This window comes from Novosphingobium resinovorum, from assembly GCF_036352595.1.
In the GTDB taxonomy this organism is placed as follows: domain Bacteria; phylum Pseudomonadota; class Alphaproteobacteria; order Sphingomonadales; family Sphingomonadaceae; genus Novosphingobium; species Novosphingobium resinovorum_B.
Genome location: NZ_JAZFAX010000063.1, coordinates 1 through 13,910, shown reverse-complemented (window position 1 = coordinate 13,910; position 13,910 = coordinate 1). Strand labels below are relative to the sequence as shown.

The following is a 13,910-nucleotide window of genomic DNA, read 5'->3' as shown; positions in this document are numbered from 1 at the left end:
CCGGGGCGTTCGTATCGAAACATGTTTCGAAATCAGTTTCATCTCTCACTGGTAACCTCGCCATTCATTGCGGCGAAACTTAACAACCTCGGAGCATCTGAAAATGTGGGGGATCTTTACCGCTTACCTGACACCAGGCCCGGAGCGCGGAGAAATCTTCGCCACGCTCCACGGCGAGCTCAACACGATCCTGCGCTGGGTCGAGCATCAGGAATCCGGCCGGACGACGAAGGGCGACCGCTCAAAAGCTGGGAATACGGGAGTGTCGGTATCGGTGGTTGCGGGGGCTCGCCACCACCGAGGCCAACATTCGCTGAAAGTATCAATTTGAACTTATCGTTCAGACGAAGGGTATCGTCGCCACATACCAGTTCGAATCCCATGCGGCCCGCCATTCGCCGCCGTGTGCCGCCATTTCCAACTCAAAGGCCGCAGCGGCTACGCCAGCGCAATAGATGCGACGGTCATGGGATCCGCGAGGCTCCTGCAGCTCCTGAGTCCACATTAGGCCCGGACAGCGGTATCCGAACGACTACCGAGTGGCATTCCTCACCGTTTCCTCGACGACATCCGCTTTGGGGGGCGGCAGACCGAATATGCGCCGCAATGCAGTCCACGCTTCGACCAGCGCTGCTCGCCAGTCGTCGAGGGTGGCATCGGCTACTTCGAACTCGGTTTCGAACGCCGGCTCCAGCGCGGTGGGCGGTTCGCCGACGAAGGTTTGCACATCGGGCCAGAACAGGCCCTCAAGACCGGTAACGCCGAGCCGGACGCGGAACGGCCCAATGCCGTTGCTCTCGTGGAGCCGCTTCAGTGATCCGTCGAGGAGATCGGCCCATTTTTCGGGAATATGGTCGCCGAAGAAACAGGGGCGCCCTTTCCAATCCGCCCCTATGCGGGTCTGCGCAGTCCAAATCTCGCCCGTGCTGCGAAACCACATAGACGCCGCATCCAGTTCAGCCTCGGCATCGGCCCGGACGCTGCCGTTATAGGTCAGCACGCCGCCGGTCACGTTGCCCCAACTATAGCCGCCATAGCCACCGACAAACGGTCCGTGCGCACCCCCATCGAGGGTGGATGGATCAAAGGTGTGCGGCAGGACGCGCAGATACCAACGCCCGCCCTGCGCCCAGGCCTTATTGCCCGATCCGAAATCCTCGTTCACCCTGAACTGCGCGCCGGGTTCGATCCAAAGCGATGGGTCGCTTTGGGAGGCTGGACCCGCAACAATCGGCAGTGGAATGCTGTCGAGGCAAGTGCCAATGCGATCGACGAAACCGTCCACCAGCGCGGCCCGCGCTTTGCCGAGTTCTTCGCGGCTCGCTCCTGCTTCGAGGGCATAGGTGATCGAACCACGCCGGCCACGAAGGTCGAAGGGCAGATCCTCGAATCGGCTATGAGTGAAAGCCGTATTCCAGACGGTCACGACACGATCGACGCCAAGCGCTTTCTTGGCATAGCCCAGCTCGATCAGCACGTTGGGGTTGGCCTCTTCCGCGCTCGCAAAGGCATCATCGATGGTCGCCGGTAACCCCGGCAGCGCGGGAGGCTGCGCGAGGGTGCCTGGCTCGCGGCCGACGATCGCAGCAAATGTCGCTCGACTGGATTCCAGTTCGGCGCGCGAGCCGTCGAGTTGGACTTGGGCTGCCTGAAGCTGGGTTTCGGCCTGCGCGATGTCGGTGCGCGTCAATTCGCCCGCTTCGCGGCGTGCGGCGACTTCATCCAGCATTCTCTCGAGCACCTGGACGTTGGTTTCGCGAATGGCCACGACCCGGCTGCCGCGGCGTACATCGCTATAGGCGGCGATCAGGTTCACCAGCATGTCGCCTTCATCGCCGCGCAGGGCTTCGCGCCCGGTCTCGATGCCGGCACGGGCACTGGCGACCGCGCTACTGATCCGCCCCCCGGCATAAAGGGGCTGGTCGGCGATCAGGCTCGACGCCAGGCTGTTGCGCTCGATGTTGGGATCATTGAGCCGATCAACCAGCGGCCGGGATGCCTGGGTCGTACGGCCGGGTAAGGTCAGGTCATACTGGCCAGAGACTTGAAGATCGACCGTGGTGCGAGCACGCACCAAGGCAAGGCCAAGCTCGTCGTCCGTGGCGCGCAAATCGTAACGCGCCGCAGCAAGCGAGGAATTGGAGACATAAGCCTGTACGACGGCAGCCGCGAGGCTGTCGTTCGGCATCGGCTCGGTCGCTTCCGCGCCTTCAGGAGCAGAAGCCAGCGATCGAGCCATCGGAGAGCTGCCTACAGCTCCGCTGCGCCCAGAATCCGCACAGAGGCCCTGAACCGGTGCAAGCAGAAGTGTGGCAAACGCGAGCTTGCCGTGAACAGGAAAATGCATGGTAACGAGGACTGCCCATCCGCCAAGTCGAGCAAACCACGATGGGATAGCTCAGGCGCGTGGTCGCATCCGCCTGAGCATGGAGGAAGGCGCCGCTACGGACGGCGCTTCACGGCCTCGCTATCCGTCAAGCAGACGCTGGCGACTGACACGGCGGGCGCGAAACAGCGCTATCGAAGCGCTGCGGTCGCAAAACCTGATCGTCATAAAATAGCCCTATTGATAATGGCTCGCATATTTTGCCGCTCGTTTCAATCGGAATGTGACGAATTGTTGCGTTTGCCGACTGCCCTTGCAAAGTTTTAATCGCGGGGCAGCACTATCCTTAATGTGCCCGGAAGGCATGGTGCCGGGCGCATCATGTCCGCTCCTCAATGAAGTCCAGCCCGCCCCTTTTCGGCTCCCGGGCGATCATAGATCGATAAGGGCACGGCACCTGCGAGCACCACGGGAGCCCACATATCGATGAGAGGAAGGTCTTCGAGAACCTCCGGCAGAACGGCGGTAAGCGCTGCCCAGACCCGATCCGCTTCGGTCGCAATCAGAACAAGTTCGCCAGCATCCACCTGGACGTCAATTGTGAGGGCAAGGTGCCAGGCGCCTGCGGCGACGGGAATGTGTCCTGCACTGATCCCCCGTACACTCTTCCACGGGAGCTCGAGCTGTTTGTCGCCGATCTGTACGCTCAGTCTCTGGTGAGATACGGCAATGACCGTGCTGCGGGTCAAGCCTGGGCGGATCGCCGCTTCGCTCAGCAAAGAGGCACGCCCCGGATCGTGACGTCACCCACGATGATCTTGGCGCTCCCGGCCCCGGTGATGGTGTTCACCCGGCCGTGAAGGGTTTGAATGACATCGCCCGGGAAGCTGATCTCGACGACATGAGCATCGGCGACGGGCTGCTCATCGGCATCGATGACGCAAAGCCTGGGCAAGAGTTTTACACGGTATTCCATATCGGCCCTCTAGTGCGGGTCATCAGCGCGATAAAGAAGCTCGAGCCCGGCAGGCTGATGCTGATCGCTGCTCACGCACTGGCAGCGGCGGAGCCCGACGCTCCAAGAGCCTGCCGCTCAGCTGGCGCTGTGACCGAGCGCGACAGCAGCCGGTCGATGTCGGCATCGCGGCATCGACGTCACCTGCCGCTCGGACGATGGGAGTCTGTCATGCTGGACGCCCGACGCCGAACCGGCGCATTTCCAGGTAGATCATGGATCGGTCCGCTTCAGCCAAATCGCGATGCCAAACGGACGCCCTTGCACAAAACCGCGCGGCCCTTCGCGTTCTTCGCACTTGCAGCATGGCGTCTGCGCCGTCATAAGGGGGAGCCTTTCAGGCATCCTCTCCCAAACTTATTGTAGGGCCGGTCCTCCGACTGGCCCTTTTTTTGGGCGTTCCAGAGACCGGAACGCGGTGCAACCCGCGAAGGCGCATCGGCGCGTTTCGCGTTCTCGCTGGCACAACGCTGTGCAGTGGGCGAAAGCAGCGAAGCGACCTCCGGGGGAAGCTCGGCTCGAGCTTCGCAGCCGATGCTTCTGTCTCAACCTGGTCCTGGCCGCACAGGGATCGTCGCCGCGCGGCTGCCGCCCATGGGCTCTTCCATCGAGCACCGACGGGCGGGACACGCGCGGAGCTTGCTCCCCGCAGTCAGGCCGATCCGCGACCTATCGACGCACCGGAGGCGCATTCAAAGGCCTGCATGACCGCGCGGCCGATGCGGATCTGATCCTCGAGCGGAACGGCGCCGGAAAACGAACCGCGAACGTGCCGTCGCCTTGCGCAGCGACGGTGACGACGAGGTCTCCGGCCGTTGCCGTCCCGGCCTCCGGGTCAAACGTCCACCCGCCCAGATGCTTGCGCATCGTCACCCCCTCCTGACAAAGATATTTCACAAGCGTCGAGGGGCTCTTATCTTCCGATCGCCGACGCTCAGAACCGAGAGACGTTGATATATGTCGAGGAGACGCTGGAGGTGTGCCGTGTTGCCGGGTTGCTTGCAGCCGCGCCCCATCCGGCGTTGCCTGCAGCTGGCTGCTCAAACGCTCGTCGCGCACACGCGACAAGTCGCAATAGTAGAGGCCGCTCGGTATGTAGCTCTATGCTATCCAGCGCCGCCCGTCACGATGGCAAGGAACTCGCCAAAGCGCGTCCCAGCAAGAAAAATCGCTGCAGCTGAAGCCAGCATCAGCAGTGCGGAGCCAGCCCGGGATCTCGAAAGCCGTTCGATGACATTCATTTGCGCAGGATAACTGCCGACGGCGGTGCCTTCAAGCACGTGCTGAGACCGCCGCGGCGTTTCATCTTAGCTGGGCGCTGGCCCATCGACAGCATTGTCCCCCACGGTAATCACATGATAAGCGACATGGGTAGCCCGTGCCTTGGGCGGATTCCTCGCACTTACACTTTTCGCAGCCGCACACGCGACGCTGGCGAGACAATTCATCTGAAATTTACGGATACCCGTGCACGTTAACGGTGTAACACGACGAGGATTCAGTTCGTAGGACAGAGTGGGCAGATGCTATGAACTATTACATCGTCATCGGCCTACTCAACACGAGCATGTCAGCCATTTTCGGCGCGGCGTTATTCGCGATTTGGCGGCAAAATCGCCGTTACCCATACATCGCGGCATTCAGCATTTCCTATGCTGTAAGATCGATATGCTTCGGGATTTTTTATTTCGCCTTCGCTTTGGAAAATCCCGTTATTCGATTTTCAGCAAATATCTTCCTGATGTTGGCGATGCTGCTCCTATCTGTTGGGCTATCCCGTCGCCGCAATCAACGCCCGCGATATGTGCCTTTGGGCATCATCGCTGCTCTTTCGCTGGCTTTTCTGTTCTACAAGCAGTTCGTGGACGCCAATCTGCTCGCGCGTGTCATCGTCCTCAATTTCGGCCTCGCAACGGTGGGCTTCCTAATGCTTTCCGATGTGGGGAGGTCGGGGAAGCGGACCCCGGTGGAGCAAGTGCTTTTTGGTCTGACCCTCGTTTCATGCGTCGGCTTCCTTCTACGGCCGCTCTTTCTGATCGCTTCCGGACCGGATGGACAACGATTTGAAGGCTCCTATTGGTTGGTCGTTTCGATTTCAGATGCTCTGATCTGCGCGATGACCGCCGTTGGCATCTTCGCGGTGATCGCAAATGACGTGATGGATGGCATCAGGTCAGAAGCGGAAATCGATGCCTTGTCGGGCCTGCTCAATCGGCGGGGGTTTGAACCCCGTGCACTCGATGCGCTGACGCGGCCGACACACGGAATGCCGGCAGCGATCATCTTGAGCGATCTGGATCACTTCAAATCGATCAATGACCGTTTTGGGCATGGCTGCGGGGATCGGATTATAAGGGGTTTTGCCGAAGTTCTGAAGGAACAGGCATCGAGTGACGCCATCATGGCTCGCCTGGGCGGCGAGGAATTTGCCATATTGCTGCCACCAGGTAAGGGCTTCACAGCGCAGCGCTTGGCTGAAGAGGCGCGCGCCGCGTTCAAGGAAATGGCGCCGCGTATCGTGGCAGGTGCCGCAACGCCAACCGCCAGTTTCGGAATTGCCCTCGCTCGCGAGCATGACAGTATCGAAACATTGATGGAGCGCGCCGATCGCGCGCTTTATCAAGCCAAAGGCGACGGACGCGATTGTGTCCGGGTGATGGAATGAAAGGGCAAGCATGGCTCGACGGACCAAGCATTATTTTCTGGCACCAATGGGGTCTGAGTAGTTCGAGCGCTGTCTAAGCATTCTCTACGCCGATCGCCAGGAGTCCGGAAATCCCTTCCGTTGGCTGGCCGACGATCTAAAAATAGACTTTGAGATTGTCATAGGGTGGGGCGCGCTGATGCCAATGCCTCCCGAAATCGCCTGCGGCCTGCGCGTTCGTGCCGCCACGGTGAGCGGCGCGCCGGACCTGGACACAACAGTTTCTGTCTCTCATGAACCTCAAGTTCGTTCTTCGCTGGATAAGCGAATGAAGCGTCCCGGGTTTCGAAGGCATTTTCCGGCGCACCAATTCGATGGCCTGCCGGCGTCCGGCATGTGACGCACGCGCTGACCAGTGCGAGATTCCATCAAGCTCGTCGCGCTTAACCCGAGACCGCTTACTGTAGCCTCCGCGCGCTTGGATCGCCGAGAGTGAGCATCAGCATGATGCGGGTAGAACAGACTGCGCAGGCGAGCGTGGCGCTCACGTCCTGCGTACAGGCGAGGCATTGGCGCGGCCTGGAGCCGTCCACCAGGCCGAGCAACAGATGCTCATCGTCAGACACGTTGAACGCATCACCGACCGTCATGGGCCGCTCGAGCGCTGCTTCATAGAACAGGCAGAGACTGTCGAGCACCGGCGCGAGTATGGCGCAATCATGCCGATCGAGTGTCCGGGAGAGGCAGGGCTGGACCGATTGCCCACTATCGCGTGCTTCTCGCCAGCACCGCGCGGCGTCGATCAAGATTGCCGTCACGGCGGTTGCCTCGGGCGTGGGCGGCGTGAAATGGCGACTCATGCTCCGTCCTTCTGCGCTAGCCCCCATGGTTGTTGCGATCTATTAGCAACCAGTAACTGAGGATCGTGACAGCAGCAAGTCGGAACGACCGGCTTGTCGCGGCAGAAAGGCGCCCGACGGACAAACGGGGCGCCGCGTCGGTCAGGGGGTTCTGTTCGGCCGGCCCTTGGCGACGGCGCACGTGGCCGAGCTGGTATCAAACTGGAATGCTCGGGCAACACTTGCTGTTATCGGCCCTGGGCGAAGTTCGAAAGGCGAACCCTCGTGGGCGAATGATGTCCGGCGCCCCTCTCCATTCCTTCCTTCCCATCAAAACAAATAGGGCCTACTCGTCCGCAGGACACCAGCGATCGACCGCGACACTCAAGGCCGGGATTTCTTAAATTGACCGATACCACCGACAGATCCCGCCTATTGATTACGCTGACGGTGGATATCATCTCGGCGCATCTGTCAAACAACAGCGTTACGATGCCGGAGCTGGCGGCGCTTATCGAAAATGTCTATGCGGTGCTGACAGTTCTCGGCCAGGCGCCCGCTCCTGATGATGTTCCCCAGCAACCAGCGGTTTCCATTAGAGCGTCGGTCAAGCCCGACTATCTGGTCTGCCTCGAAGACGGAAAGAAGGTCACGATGCTCAAGCGGTATCTGATGACCAACTATCGAATGACCCCGCAGGAGTATCGGACGAAGTGGCGCCTGGCTGGCGATTATCCCATGGTCGCCCCTAATTATGCGCAAAAGCGCCGCGAACTCGCCAAGCAGATCGGGCTCGGACGAAAGAGCAGAGCCGCTGCCGTGATCGCGGCTCCAGTCGCCGACGCGCCAAAGCCCAGGCGCCGGGCTCCCCGGGTTAAAAAGGAACCGACGCCAGCGCATTCATGATTATCAATTTGAGGCCTGCGTGTGAGAGATGCACCTGTGGCGTTGATGGGAGAGTTAGCGTGCACGGTCCGGCGACGGAGGCGATAGCAGGCCATGTCACCGCGAAGCAGTTCGTATGGGGACGGGCCCGCTGTCATTCTGTAGGCCGATCTGGGAGCCGCAAACCCGCTGCCAGGCGATTCCGGGTTCCATTTCTCAGGTACCTGCCGGCGCTCCTCCCTGCTCTCTTGGCCTCGCCGCCGGCCTATGCTGCTGGCTGGGCTCAGCTCCCTGAACCCAGTGGCATATTGCTTCTGGCGATAGGCGTCGCCGGCGTTGCGATCGGCCATCGTTTATCCTCCCGGCGAAAAGATAAATAATGCGGCGGGCGCTCCGACCGCCGCTTCGCTTCCGGCCAACCCTGCCGACATCGCTCAATGGTTCGCCATCGGCGCCGTGACAGCCAGCGTACTCCGTTGCAGCATGATCTCAGCGTCCGCCGTTCCACAACCGGTCGGCTGTAATCACCAACTCAGCGACCCTGGAGGGCTTTTCCATAAAGACACTATTGGCCACCTGCCGGTCTCCCAGCTGGGGATTGGCTGACGCATAGATGACCGCGATCTCGGGCCATGTCGTCCGATAAGCCTGCGCAAGGTCCCAACCGGACATCGCCCCGAGCAGGCGTATATCGGTAACGAGCAGGTGAGGCGGTGACTGCCCGTCGAGGATCGCAACCGCCGCCTCCCCGGAAGAAAATTCCAGAACCTGCCAACCCGCCGCTTCCAACCCATCGGCGATCTCCATGCGGACCAGCCACTCGTCTTCAACGACCACCGCGCAGCGGGAAGATATGGGCAACGAACTCATGTGGCAGAGATCAGGATAAGGAAGGAACGGGCCGAGAGAAGACGGTTTGGTACGTGAACAGCACTTTTGGGGCCTCTCTGCCGGTCTACCGTAACACACGGCATGCATTGATCCGCCACTGGAACTCATCAGGCCTCTGGAGGGTTCCCCAAGAATGTCAGATTCAAAATCTCTGTGCCCCCGTGCTCGTCTTACCCCCGGGATGAAGCCATGAGTCGCGCTGCCGCCGGCCGGAATGAGGAAAGCGATGGACACAACCACGCTCCCTCCCTTGACCATGCCATTTCTAAGGGCGGGCTTGAAGCCCGGTACCCCGAAGCTCCATTCCGACAGATCGTGCAAAGCCTCCCGGCCGCGCTTTATACAACCGACGCCGAGGGGCGGATAACCTTTTACAACGAAGCGGCGGCCGCGCTCTGGGGCCGGCAGCCCCGCATCGGCGAGGACTGGTGGTGCGGATCCTGGAAATTGTATTGGCCCGACGGAACTCCGATGCGGCACGAGGACTGCCCGATGGCCGCCGCGTTGAAGGCCGGCAAGGAGGTACGAGGCGCCGAGGCGATCGCACAGCGGCCCGATGGGTCCCGGTACTGGTTCATCCCCTACCCCACGCCGCTGTTCGATGACGCCGGCGTGCTCATCGGTGCGGTCAACATGCTGGTCGACATCAGCGAGCGAAAGCAGTCTGAAGAGGCCGCGCAGCGGCTCGCAGCTATCGTCGAGTCGTCGGGCGATGCCATCATCAGCAAGACCCTGGACGGCACGATCACGAGTTGGAACGATGCTGCCGAACGCATGTTCGGCTACACGGCCAAGGAGATCATCGGCCAGTCAATCCTCACGCTCATCCCACAGGATCGGCATGGCGAGGAGACCGATATCATAGCCCGGCTCCGGCGCGGCGAACGGGTCGAGCATTATGAGACGGTGCGTCAGCGCAACGACGGCAGCACCTTCGACATCTCACTGACCGTCTCGCCAGTCAGGCGCGGCGATGGGACGGTAGTAGGAGCGTCGAAGATCGCCCGGGACATCACCGAGCGAAAGCGGCACGAGGCCAGGCTGCTGCGTCAGACCCATCATCTTGAAACTCTCAACCGCGTTTCGACGATCATCTCGCGCGACCTCGACCTGGACCGCATCGTACAGGCGGTGACCGATATCGGCACCGAACTGAGCGGTGCCAGGTTCGGCGCATTCTTCTACAACGTCACCGACAACGATGGAGAGTCCTACCTCCTCTATACGCTGTCGGGTGCACCTCGCGAAGCGTTCGAGAGGTTCGGAATGCCGCGCAACACGGCGATCTTTCGCCCGACCTTCGAAGGGGCCGGCGTCGTGCGGTCGGATGATATCCGGAAGGACCCGCGCTACGGCCATAACCCACCCCATCAAGGCATGCCCGCAGGCCATCTTCCCGTCGTGAGCTATCTGGCGGTCCCGGTCCTCTCATCGTCAGGTGAAGTACTGGGCGGGCTATTCTTCGGCCATGATGAGCCAGGCATTTTCGGGCCGGAAACCGAGACGCTGATATCCGCCATTGCCGGACAGGCCGCGGTGGCGATCGACAATGCGAGGCTGCACGGTGCCGCGCAGATCGAGATAAGCCAGCGCCGCCGCGCCGAAGAGGCCAAGGAGCTTCTGCTCCACGAGATCAAGCACCGGGTCAAGAACACCCTTGCCACGGTGCAGGCGATGGCCTCGCAGACGTTCCGCGAGGGGCCCAAGCATGAGGTCGAGGCCTTCATTGCACGGTTGCATGCGCTCTCGGGCGCGCACGACCTGCTCACCCAGCAGGATTGGGACGCTGTGGAGGTGGCGAATGTGGTCAAACGCGCGCTACGGCCCTTCCTGCAGGAGGATCAAGAGCGGTTCGCGATTGCTGGTCCTGACGTACGGCTCACTTCGAACCAGGCCCTGCTGATTGCCATGACGCTCCATGAGCTTGGCACCAACGCGGTCAAATACGGGGCGCTCTCAAATGCCGAGGGCCGTGTCGATCTGGCATGGGAATGGGTTGAGCAGACAGGCGCACCGAAACTCAGCCTGTGCTGGCGCGAATCCAATGGTCCGGTTGTGGTTCCGCCAGGCCGCAAGGGCTTTGGCTCCCGGATGATCGAGCGAGCTATAAAAGGTGAGGACGGCGCTGCCTGGTTCGAGTTCGCTCCGGAAGGACTGCGATGCACCCTCGAACTGGCCATGCGAACCAATGCGGCGCAGATGTAAGCACTTCACAACTCGGTCCATCCCCACGCCGATCCCACGCTTGAGGGTGCGGCTTATGATCCGGGATCATCGCCGTTTCCGGCATAGGTTGGCGCACCGACCGATCGCCCCCGACCGGGCCAGGATGGCTGACCGCGAATTTTAGAGGTTCTGCCGCGGGCGTAACCGAATCTTCACCATTCCCGGCTTTCATATGCTCACTTGTAGCCGCTGGGCTGAGGCATGATAAAACGACTGATCCAGTATCTTCGCGTGGCATTGCGTACGCCTTGGTTTTGCAATGCGGGGCAGACCGATTGTACCTTCCGGCGGCGGTGCCCGGCCTGCAGCCGGGAGCATTCCTCCGGGCGGGCGGCTTGAACGCAAGGGCAAGCCTTAGCGTCACCGAGATGCGGGGCACGGTGCGGCGACCGATCGACTACACCGCGACCGGTGAACATCGCCAGCTTGGCGAACTCGAATTGCACGTAGCCAACATCTCACCCCACGGCTGCATGATCCGGGGCGGGCCCGATCTCGAGCGCGGCGAGCGTCTCACTTTTCGCCTTCCGATAGTGGGTCAGATCGAAGGTCATCTCGTCTGGTCACACGGCGATCGCGCCGGGTTCCAGTTCGAGCGACTGATACGCGCGGATGATTTCGCAAAGCTTGTCGCCAAACTTCAACCCAACCGGCGACTGCGGGGCGGCGCCCGTGCTTCATAGGCACAACCGGGTAGGATTGGGAAGCATGGAGTTGGTCTCCCGGCGACCTGTCTACGCCATGGCCGCCGGGAGTGGGCCCGATGCGGGTGGATCCCCTGCCGGCTCGGTGCCGACGTATGAGCGATGGCAGCGGATGACCACAGCCATTGGACGTAACGTGAGTTGCCGGCGACGAATGGTGCGCTGCCGGCGCCATCGCACAGGCGCTGGGGCTATCGCGAAGGCCTAAGAGGTCGTCGGGCTTAGCAAACCGTTATGGTAAAATCCTGCGATACCCGCTTCATGAACGCTTAAACCTCTTGGCGAGACGAGCGCTTGCGCTGCTTTTCGCGGCGAGTTGTTCACCGTAGCGCATCACGGTCTTGGGATCTCTCCAGCGATAGGACTGCATAATCGCCGGCAGGCTTTGCCCGGCGGCAAAATTATCCTGGGCGACGCCCACCCGGATCGAATGGCTCGATACTGCTGCCACCCAGCGCTCCAGCTCCGCTTCACCGATCGGACCCAGGAGCTTTTGGGCGTAAGCGGCCCGGATAAGGCGGCGGTAGATGAGCGTCACGCTGTTGGGATGAAGCCCGGCTGCGCCGACGCCGGCGATAGTTCCGTCGAATTGCATCTCAACCTTTCGGAACAGTGCGCCCCGTTCGATCCCGCCGACCGGCACCATGCCGCGATGCCTCCTTCTACGCGGTCGATTCTCCTGAGGATGTTACATCTACTTTCTCGCAGGCTTGGGTGAGTGATGAACATCTTCTCCGAAATCTCACCCGTTCTGTTCCCTTCAAAGGGTGAGCCTCGAAGCCCGCCTCAAGCCATGATCGGCTCTGTTTATGCCCACGCTCGAGACTAGCTTCGTTTCGCCACCAATCGTGCTTGCTCGCGCTGTTTGGCAGCAATGCGCCAATAATTCTCTCGATGTCAGCGAACGTCAGTTCGAGTTGATCCAGATCGTGCTTGTTCTTCCAGCGTCGCAAAAAGGTGCCAAGGGGCGCGTATTTTCCCATCCATCATCTGCCTGCTGTCGCCGTCCCCGGTTTTGCGTTACCTAGCCCCCCCATTGCTTCTACGAAATCGCCGCCGGTCCCTTGCGGCAAGGGGCACACTTCATGGCTTAATTCCGGTCGCCGGTGATCGGCGGTGCGGAAGGTGGATCCCCGGCGAGGCTACGATAGGCCAGGCCTGCAAGCGCAGCTCCAACAATCGGTGCGATCCAGAACAGCCAGAGCTGCTGCAGGGCGAGACCACCCACCAGCAGCGCTGGACCGGTGCTGCGGGCTGGATTGACCGACGTGTTCGTCACCGGAATGCTGATCAGATGAATGAGGGTCAATGCGAGGCCGATGGCGATCGGAGCGAAGCCTGAAGGCGCGCGCGTATCGGTCGAGCCGAGGATAACGACTAGGAAGCCGAATGTCAGCACGATCTCGGCGACCAGCCCCGAGGTGAGGTTATAGCCGTCCGGCGACTGGCTGCCGTAGCCGTTGACGGCAAGGCTATTGGCCGCGAGTGTGAACCCCGTCTTGCCGCTGGCGATCAGATAGATGATCGCTGTGGCAGCAATAGCGCCTGCGACCTGTGCGACGACGTAAGGAACAATATCCTTCGCCGGGAAGCGACCGCCCGCCCAAAGCCCTACAGTCACGGCTGGATTGAGGTGGCAGCCGGAAATATGCCCGACTGAATATGCCATCGTCAGGACCGTGAGGCCAAACGCCAAGCTGACTCCAACGAAGCCGATGCCAATCTCAGGGAAGCCTGCGGCGAGTACGGCGCTGCCGCAACCGCCCAATACAAGCCAGAAAGTGCCGAAAAGCTCGGCGATGCACCGCTTCGATATGGCCATAAACCCTCCCCTGTGCGTGTGTATTGTTGCTCCGCTGTAAGGGACTCGATCATCCCCCCAGGTGGCATGGCGTAGCATCGTCACGCTTCGGCCTCAATTGGGATGTCAGTGCACCTCAAAGATGCATATTTACTCAAAATTTGCAGTTCCGATTACTTCAAATCTGCCGAAACCCTCGCTTTTCCGCAGGCTTCAGCGTTCTTCACCGCCGACAAGCGCGCGGCGTAAAGCGCCTCTATCTCGCGTTGCGCGGCATTGGATGTTTGGTCACGGATTTGATGGTGCGGATTTAATGTGCAACGCTGGAGTTCTTTTGTCCCGCATTTGCAGATGAACTCATATGGTGTGAGGTACTGGAGGGTCTTCAGCCGCTTAGCGAAGTTGTAGGCTGCGACGAAGTTGCCGAGATGCTCGTGCAACTCGTCTTGGGTTGTAAGCGGTAAAGATCCCCCACATTTTCAGATGCTCCGAGGTTGTTAAGTTTCGCCGCAATGAATGGCGAGGTTACCAGTGAGAGATGAAACTGATTTCGAAACATGTTTCGATACGAACGCCCCG

Annotated in this window: 11 protein-coding genes and 2 pseudogenes; 4 read left to right on the top strand and 9 right to left on the bottom strand. The window is 60.8% G+C overall.

The window, feature by feature from the left end:
* Window positions 1-532 precede the first annotated feature (532 nt).
* The 3 genes from V2S85_RS25840 to V2S85_RS25830 form a co-directional block, all read right to left on the bottom strand.
* A complete protein-coding gene (locus V2S85_RS25840; RefSeq protein ID WP_330705661.1) occupies window positions 533-2,239 on the bottom strand; it encodes a TolC family protein in 1,707 nt (568 codons plus the stop codon).
* Between the two features lie 479 nt (window positions 2,240-2,718).
* Entirely contained in the window at window positions 2,719-3,105 is a 387-nt protein-coding gene (locus tag V2S85_RS25835; RefSeq protein WP_330705660.1) for a hypothetical protein, read from the bottom strand.
* Window positions 3,099-3,302 (bottom strand): hypothetical protein, encoded by a 204-nt coding sequence (locus V2S85_RS25830; protein WP_330705659.1) that lies wholly within the window; start codon window positions 3,300-3,302, stop codon window positions 3,099-3,101. The genes V2S85_RS25835 and V2S85_RS25830 overlap by 7 nt, the downstream gene beginning before the upstream one ends.
* 1,567 nt (window positions 3,303-4,869) lie before the next feature.
* On the opposite strand from V2S85_RS25830, the gene V2S85_RS25825 reads away from it, so the two are divergent.
* Window positions 4,870-6,006, top strand: a complete 1,137-nt coding sequence (locus V2S85_RS25825) for a GGDEF domain-containing protein (protein ID WP_330705658.1) — start codon at window positions 4,870-4,872, stop codon at window positions 6,004-6,006.
* Window positions 6,007-6,443: 437 nt separating this feature from the next.
* Here the strand turns inward: V2S85_RS25825 and V2S85_RS25820 are convergent, their stop codons facing one another.
* Window positions 6,444-6,845 (bottom strand): hypothetical protein, encoded by a 402-nt coding sequence (locus V2S85_RS25820; RefSeq protein ID WP_330705657.1) that lies wholly within the window; start codon window positions 6,843-6,845, stop codon window positions 6,444-6,446.
* A 384-nt stretch (window positions 6,846-7,229) separates the two neighbouring features.
* On the opposite strand from V2S85_RS25820, the gene V2S85_RS25815 reads away from it, so the two are divergent.
* On the top strand, window positions 7,230-7,730 hold the full coding sequence (locus V2S85_RS25815) for a MucR family transcriptional regulator (RefSeq protein WP_330705656.1): 501 nt from the start codon (window positions 7,230-7,232) through the stop codon (window positions 7,728-7,730).
* 468 nt (window positions 7,731-8,198) lie between these two features.
* Here the strand turns inward: V2S85_RS25815 and V2S85_RS25810 are convergent, their stop codons facing one another.
* Window positions 8,199-8,579: a response regulator gene (locus tag V2S85_RS25810; protein WP_330705655.1), complete on the bottom strand. Its 381-nt coding sequence runs from the start codon at window positions 8,577-8,579 to the stop codon at window positions 8,199-8,201.
* Between the two features lie 210 nt (window positions 8,580-8,789).
* Between V2S85_RS25810 and V2S85_RS25805 the strand changes: the two genes are divergently transcribed.
* Both V2S85_RS25805 and V2S85_RS25800 read left to right on the top strand, forming a co-directional pair.
* A complete protein-coding gene (locus V2S85_RS25805) occupies window positions 8,790-10,805 on the top strand; it encodes a PAS domain S-box protein (RefSeq protein WP_330705654.1) in 2,016 nt (671 codons plus the stop codon).
* Between the two features lie 356 nt (window positions 10,806-11,161).
* Window positions 11,162-11,509 (top strand): PilZ domain-containing protein, encoded by a 348-nt coding sequence (locus V2S85_RS25800; RefSeq protein ID WP_330705653.1) that lies wholly within the window; start codon window positions 11,162-11,164, stop codon window positions 11,507-11,509.
* Between the two features lie 280 nt (window positions 11,510-11,789).
* On the opposite strand, the pseudogene V2S85_RS25795 reads toward V2S85_RS25800, so the two are convergent.
* The 4 genes and pseudogenes from V2S85_RS25795 to V2S85_RS25785 all read right to left on the bottom strand — a co-directional run.
* Window positions 11,790-12,164: pseudogene (locus V2S85_RS25795) on the bottom strand (integrase); the annotation flags it as partial.
* Window positions 12,165-12,192: 28 nt separating this feature from the next.
* Window positions 12,193-12,513, bottom strand: coding sequence for a DUF7662 domain-containing protein (locus V2S85_RS27340; protein WP_419198238.1), 321 nt, complete (start codon window positions 12,511-12,513; stop codon window positions 12,193-12,195).
* A gap of 107 nt (window positions 12,514-12,620) precedes the next feature.
* Complete coding sequence (gene aqpZ, locus V2S85_RS25790; RefSeq protein WP_330705652.1) at window positions 12,621-13,352, bottom strand: aquaporin Z; 732 nt, start codon at window positions 13,350-13,352, stop codon at window positions 12,621-12,623.
* 272 nt (window positions 13,353-13,624) lie between these two features.
* Window positions 13,625-13,783 (bottom strand): annotated as a pseudogene (locus V2S85_RS25785) (IS481 family transposase); the annotation flags it as partial.
* Window positions 13,784-13,910 lie beyond the last annotated feature (127 nt).

Excerpts from the sequence above, each read along its gene's own strand:
- V2S85_RS25830 (WP_330705659.1), bottom strand. The coding sequence starts at position 3,302 with ATGGAATACCGTGTAAAACTCTTGCCCAGGCTTTGCGTCATCGATGCC.
- aqpZ (WP_330705652.1), bottom strand. The coding sequence starts at position 13,352 with ATGGCCATATCGAAGCGGTGCATCGCCGAGCTTTTCGGCACTTTCTGG.
- V2S85_RS25840 (WP_330705661.1), bottom strand. The coding sequence starts at position 2,239 with ATGGCTCGATCGCTGGCTTCTGCTCCTGAAGGCGCGGAAGCGACCGAG.
- V2S85_RS25810 (WP_330705655.1), bottom strand. The coding sequence starts at position 8,579 with ATGAGTTCGTTGCCCATATCTTCCCGCTGCGCGGTGGTCGTTGAAGAC.
- V2S85_RS25825 (WP_330705658.1), top strand. The coding sequence starts at position 4,870 with ATGAACTATTACATCGTCATCGGCCTACTCAACACGAGCATGTCAGCC.
- V2S85_RS25805 (WP_330705654.1), top strand. The coding sequence starts at position 8,790 with ATGAGTCGCGCTGCCGCCGGCCGGAATGAGGAAAGCGATGGACACAAC.
- V2S85_RS25820 (WP_330705657.1), bottom strand. The coding sequence starts at position 6,845 with ATGAGTCGCCATTTCACGCCGCCCACGCCCGAGGCAACCGCCGTGACG.
- V2S85_RS27340 (WP_419198238.1), bottom strand. The coding sequence starts at position 12,513 with ATGGGAAAATACGCGCCCCTTGGCACCTTTTTGCGACGCTGGAAGAAC.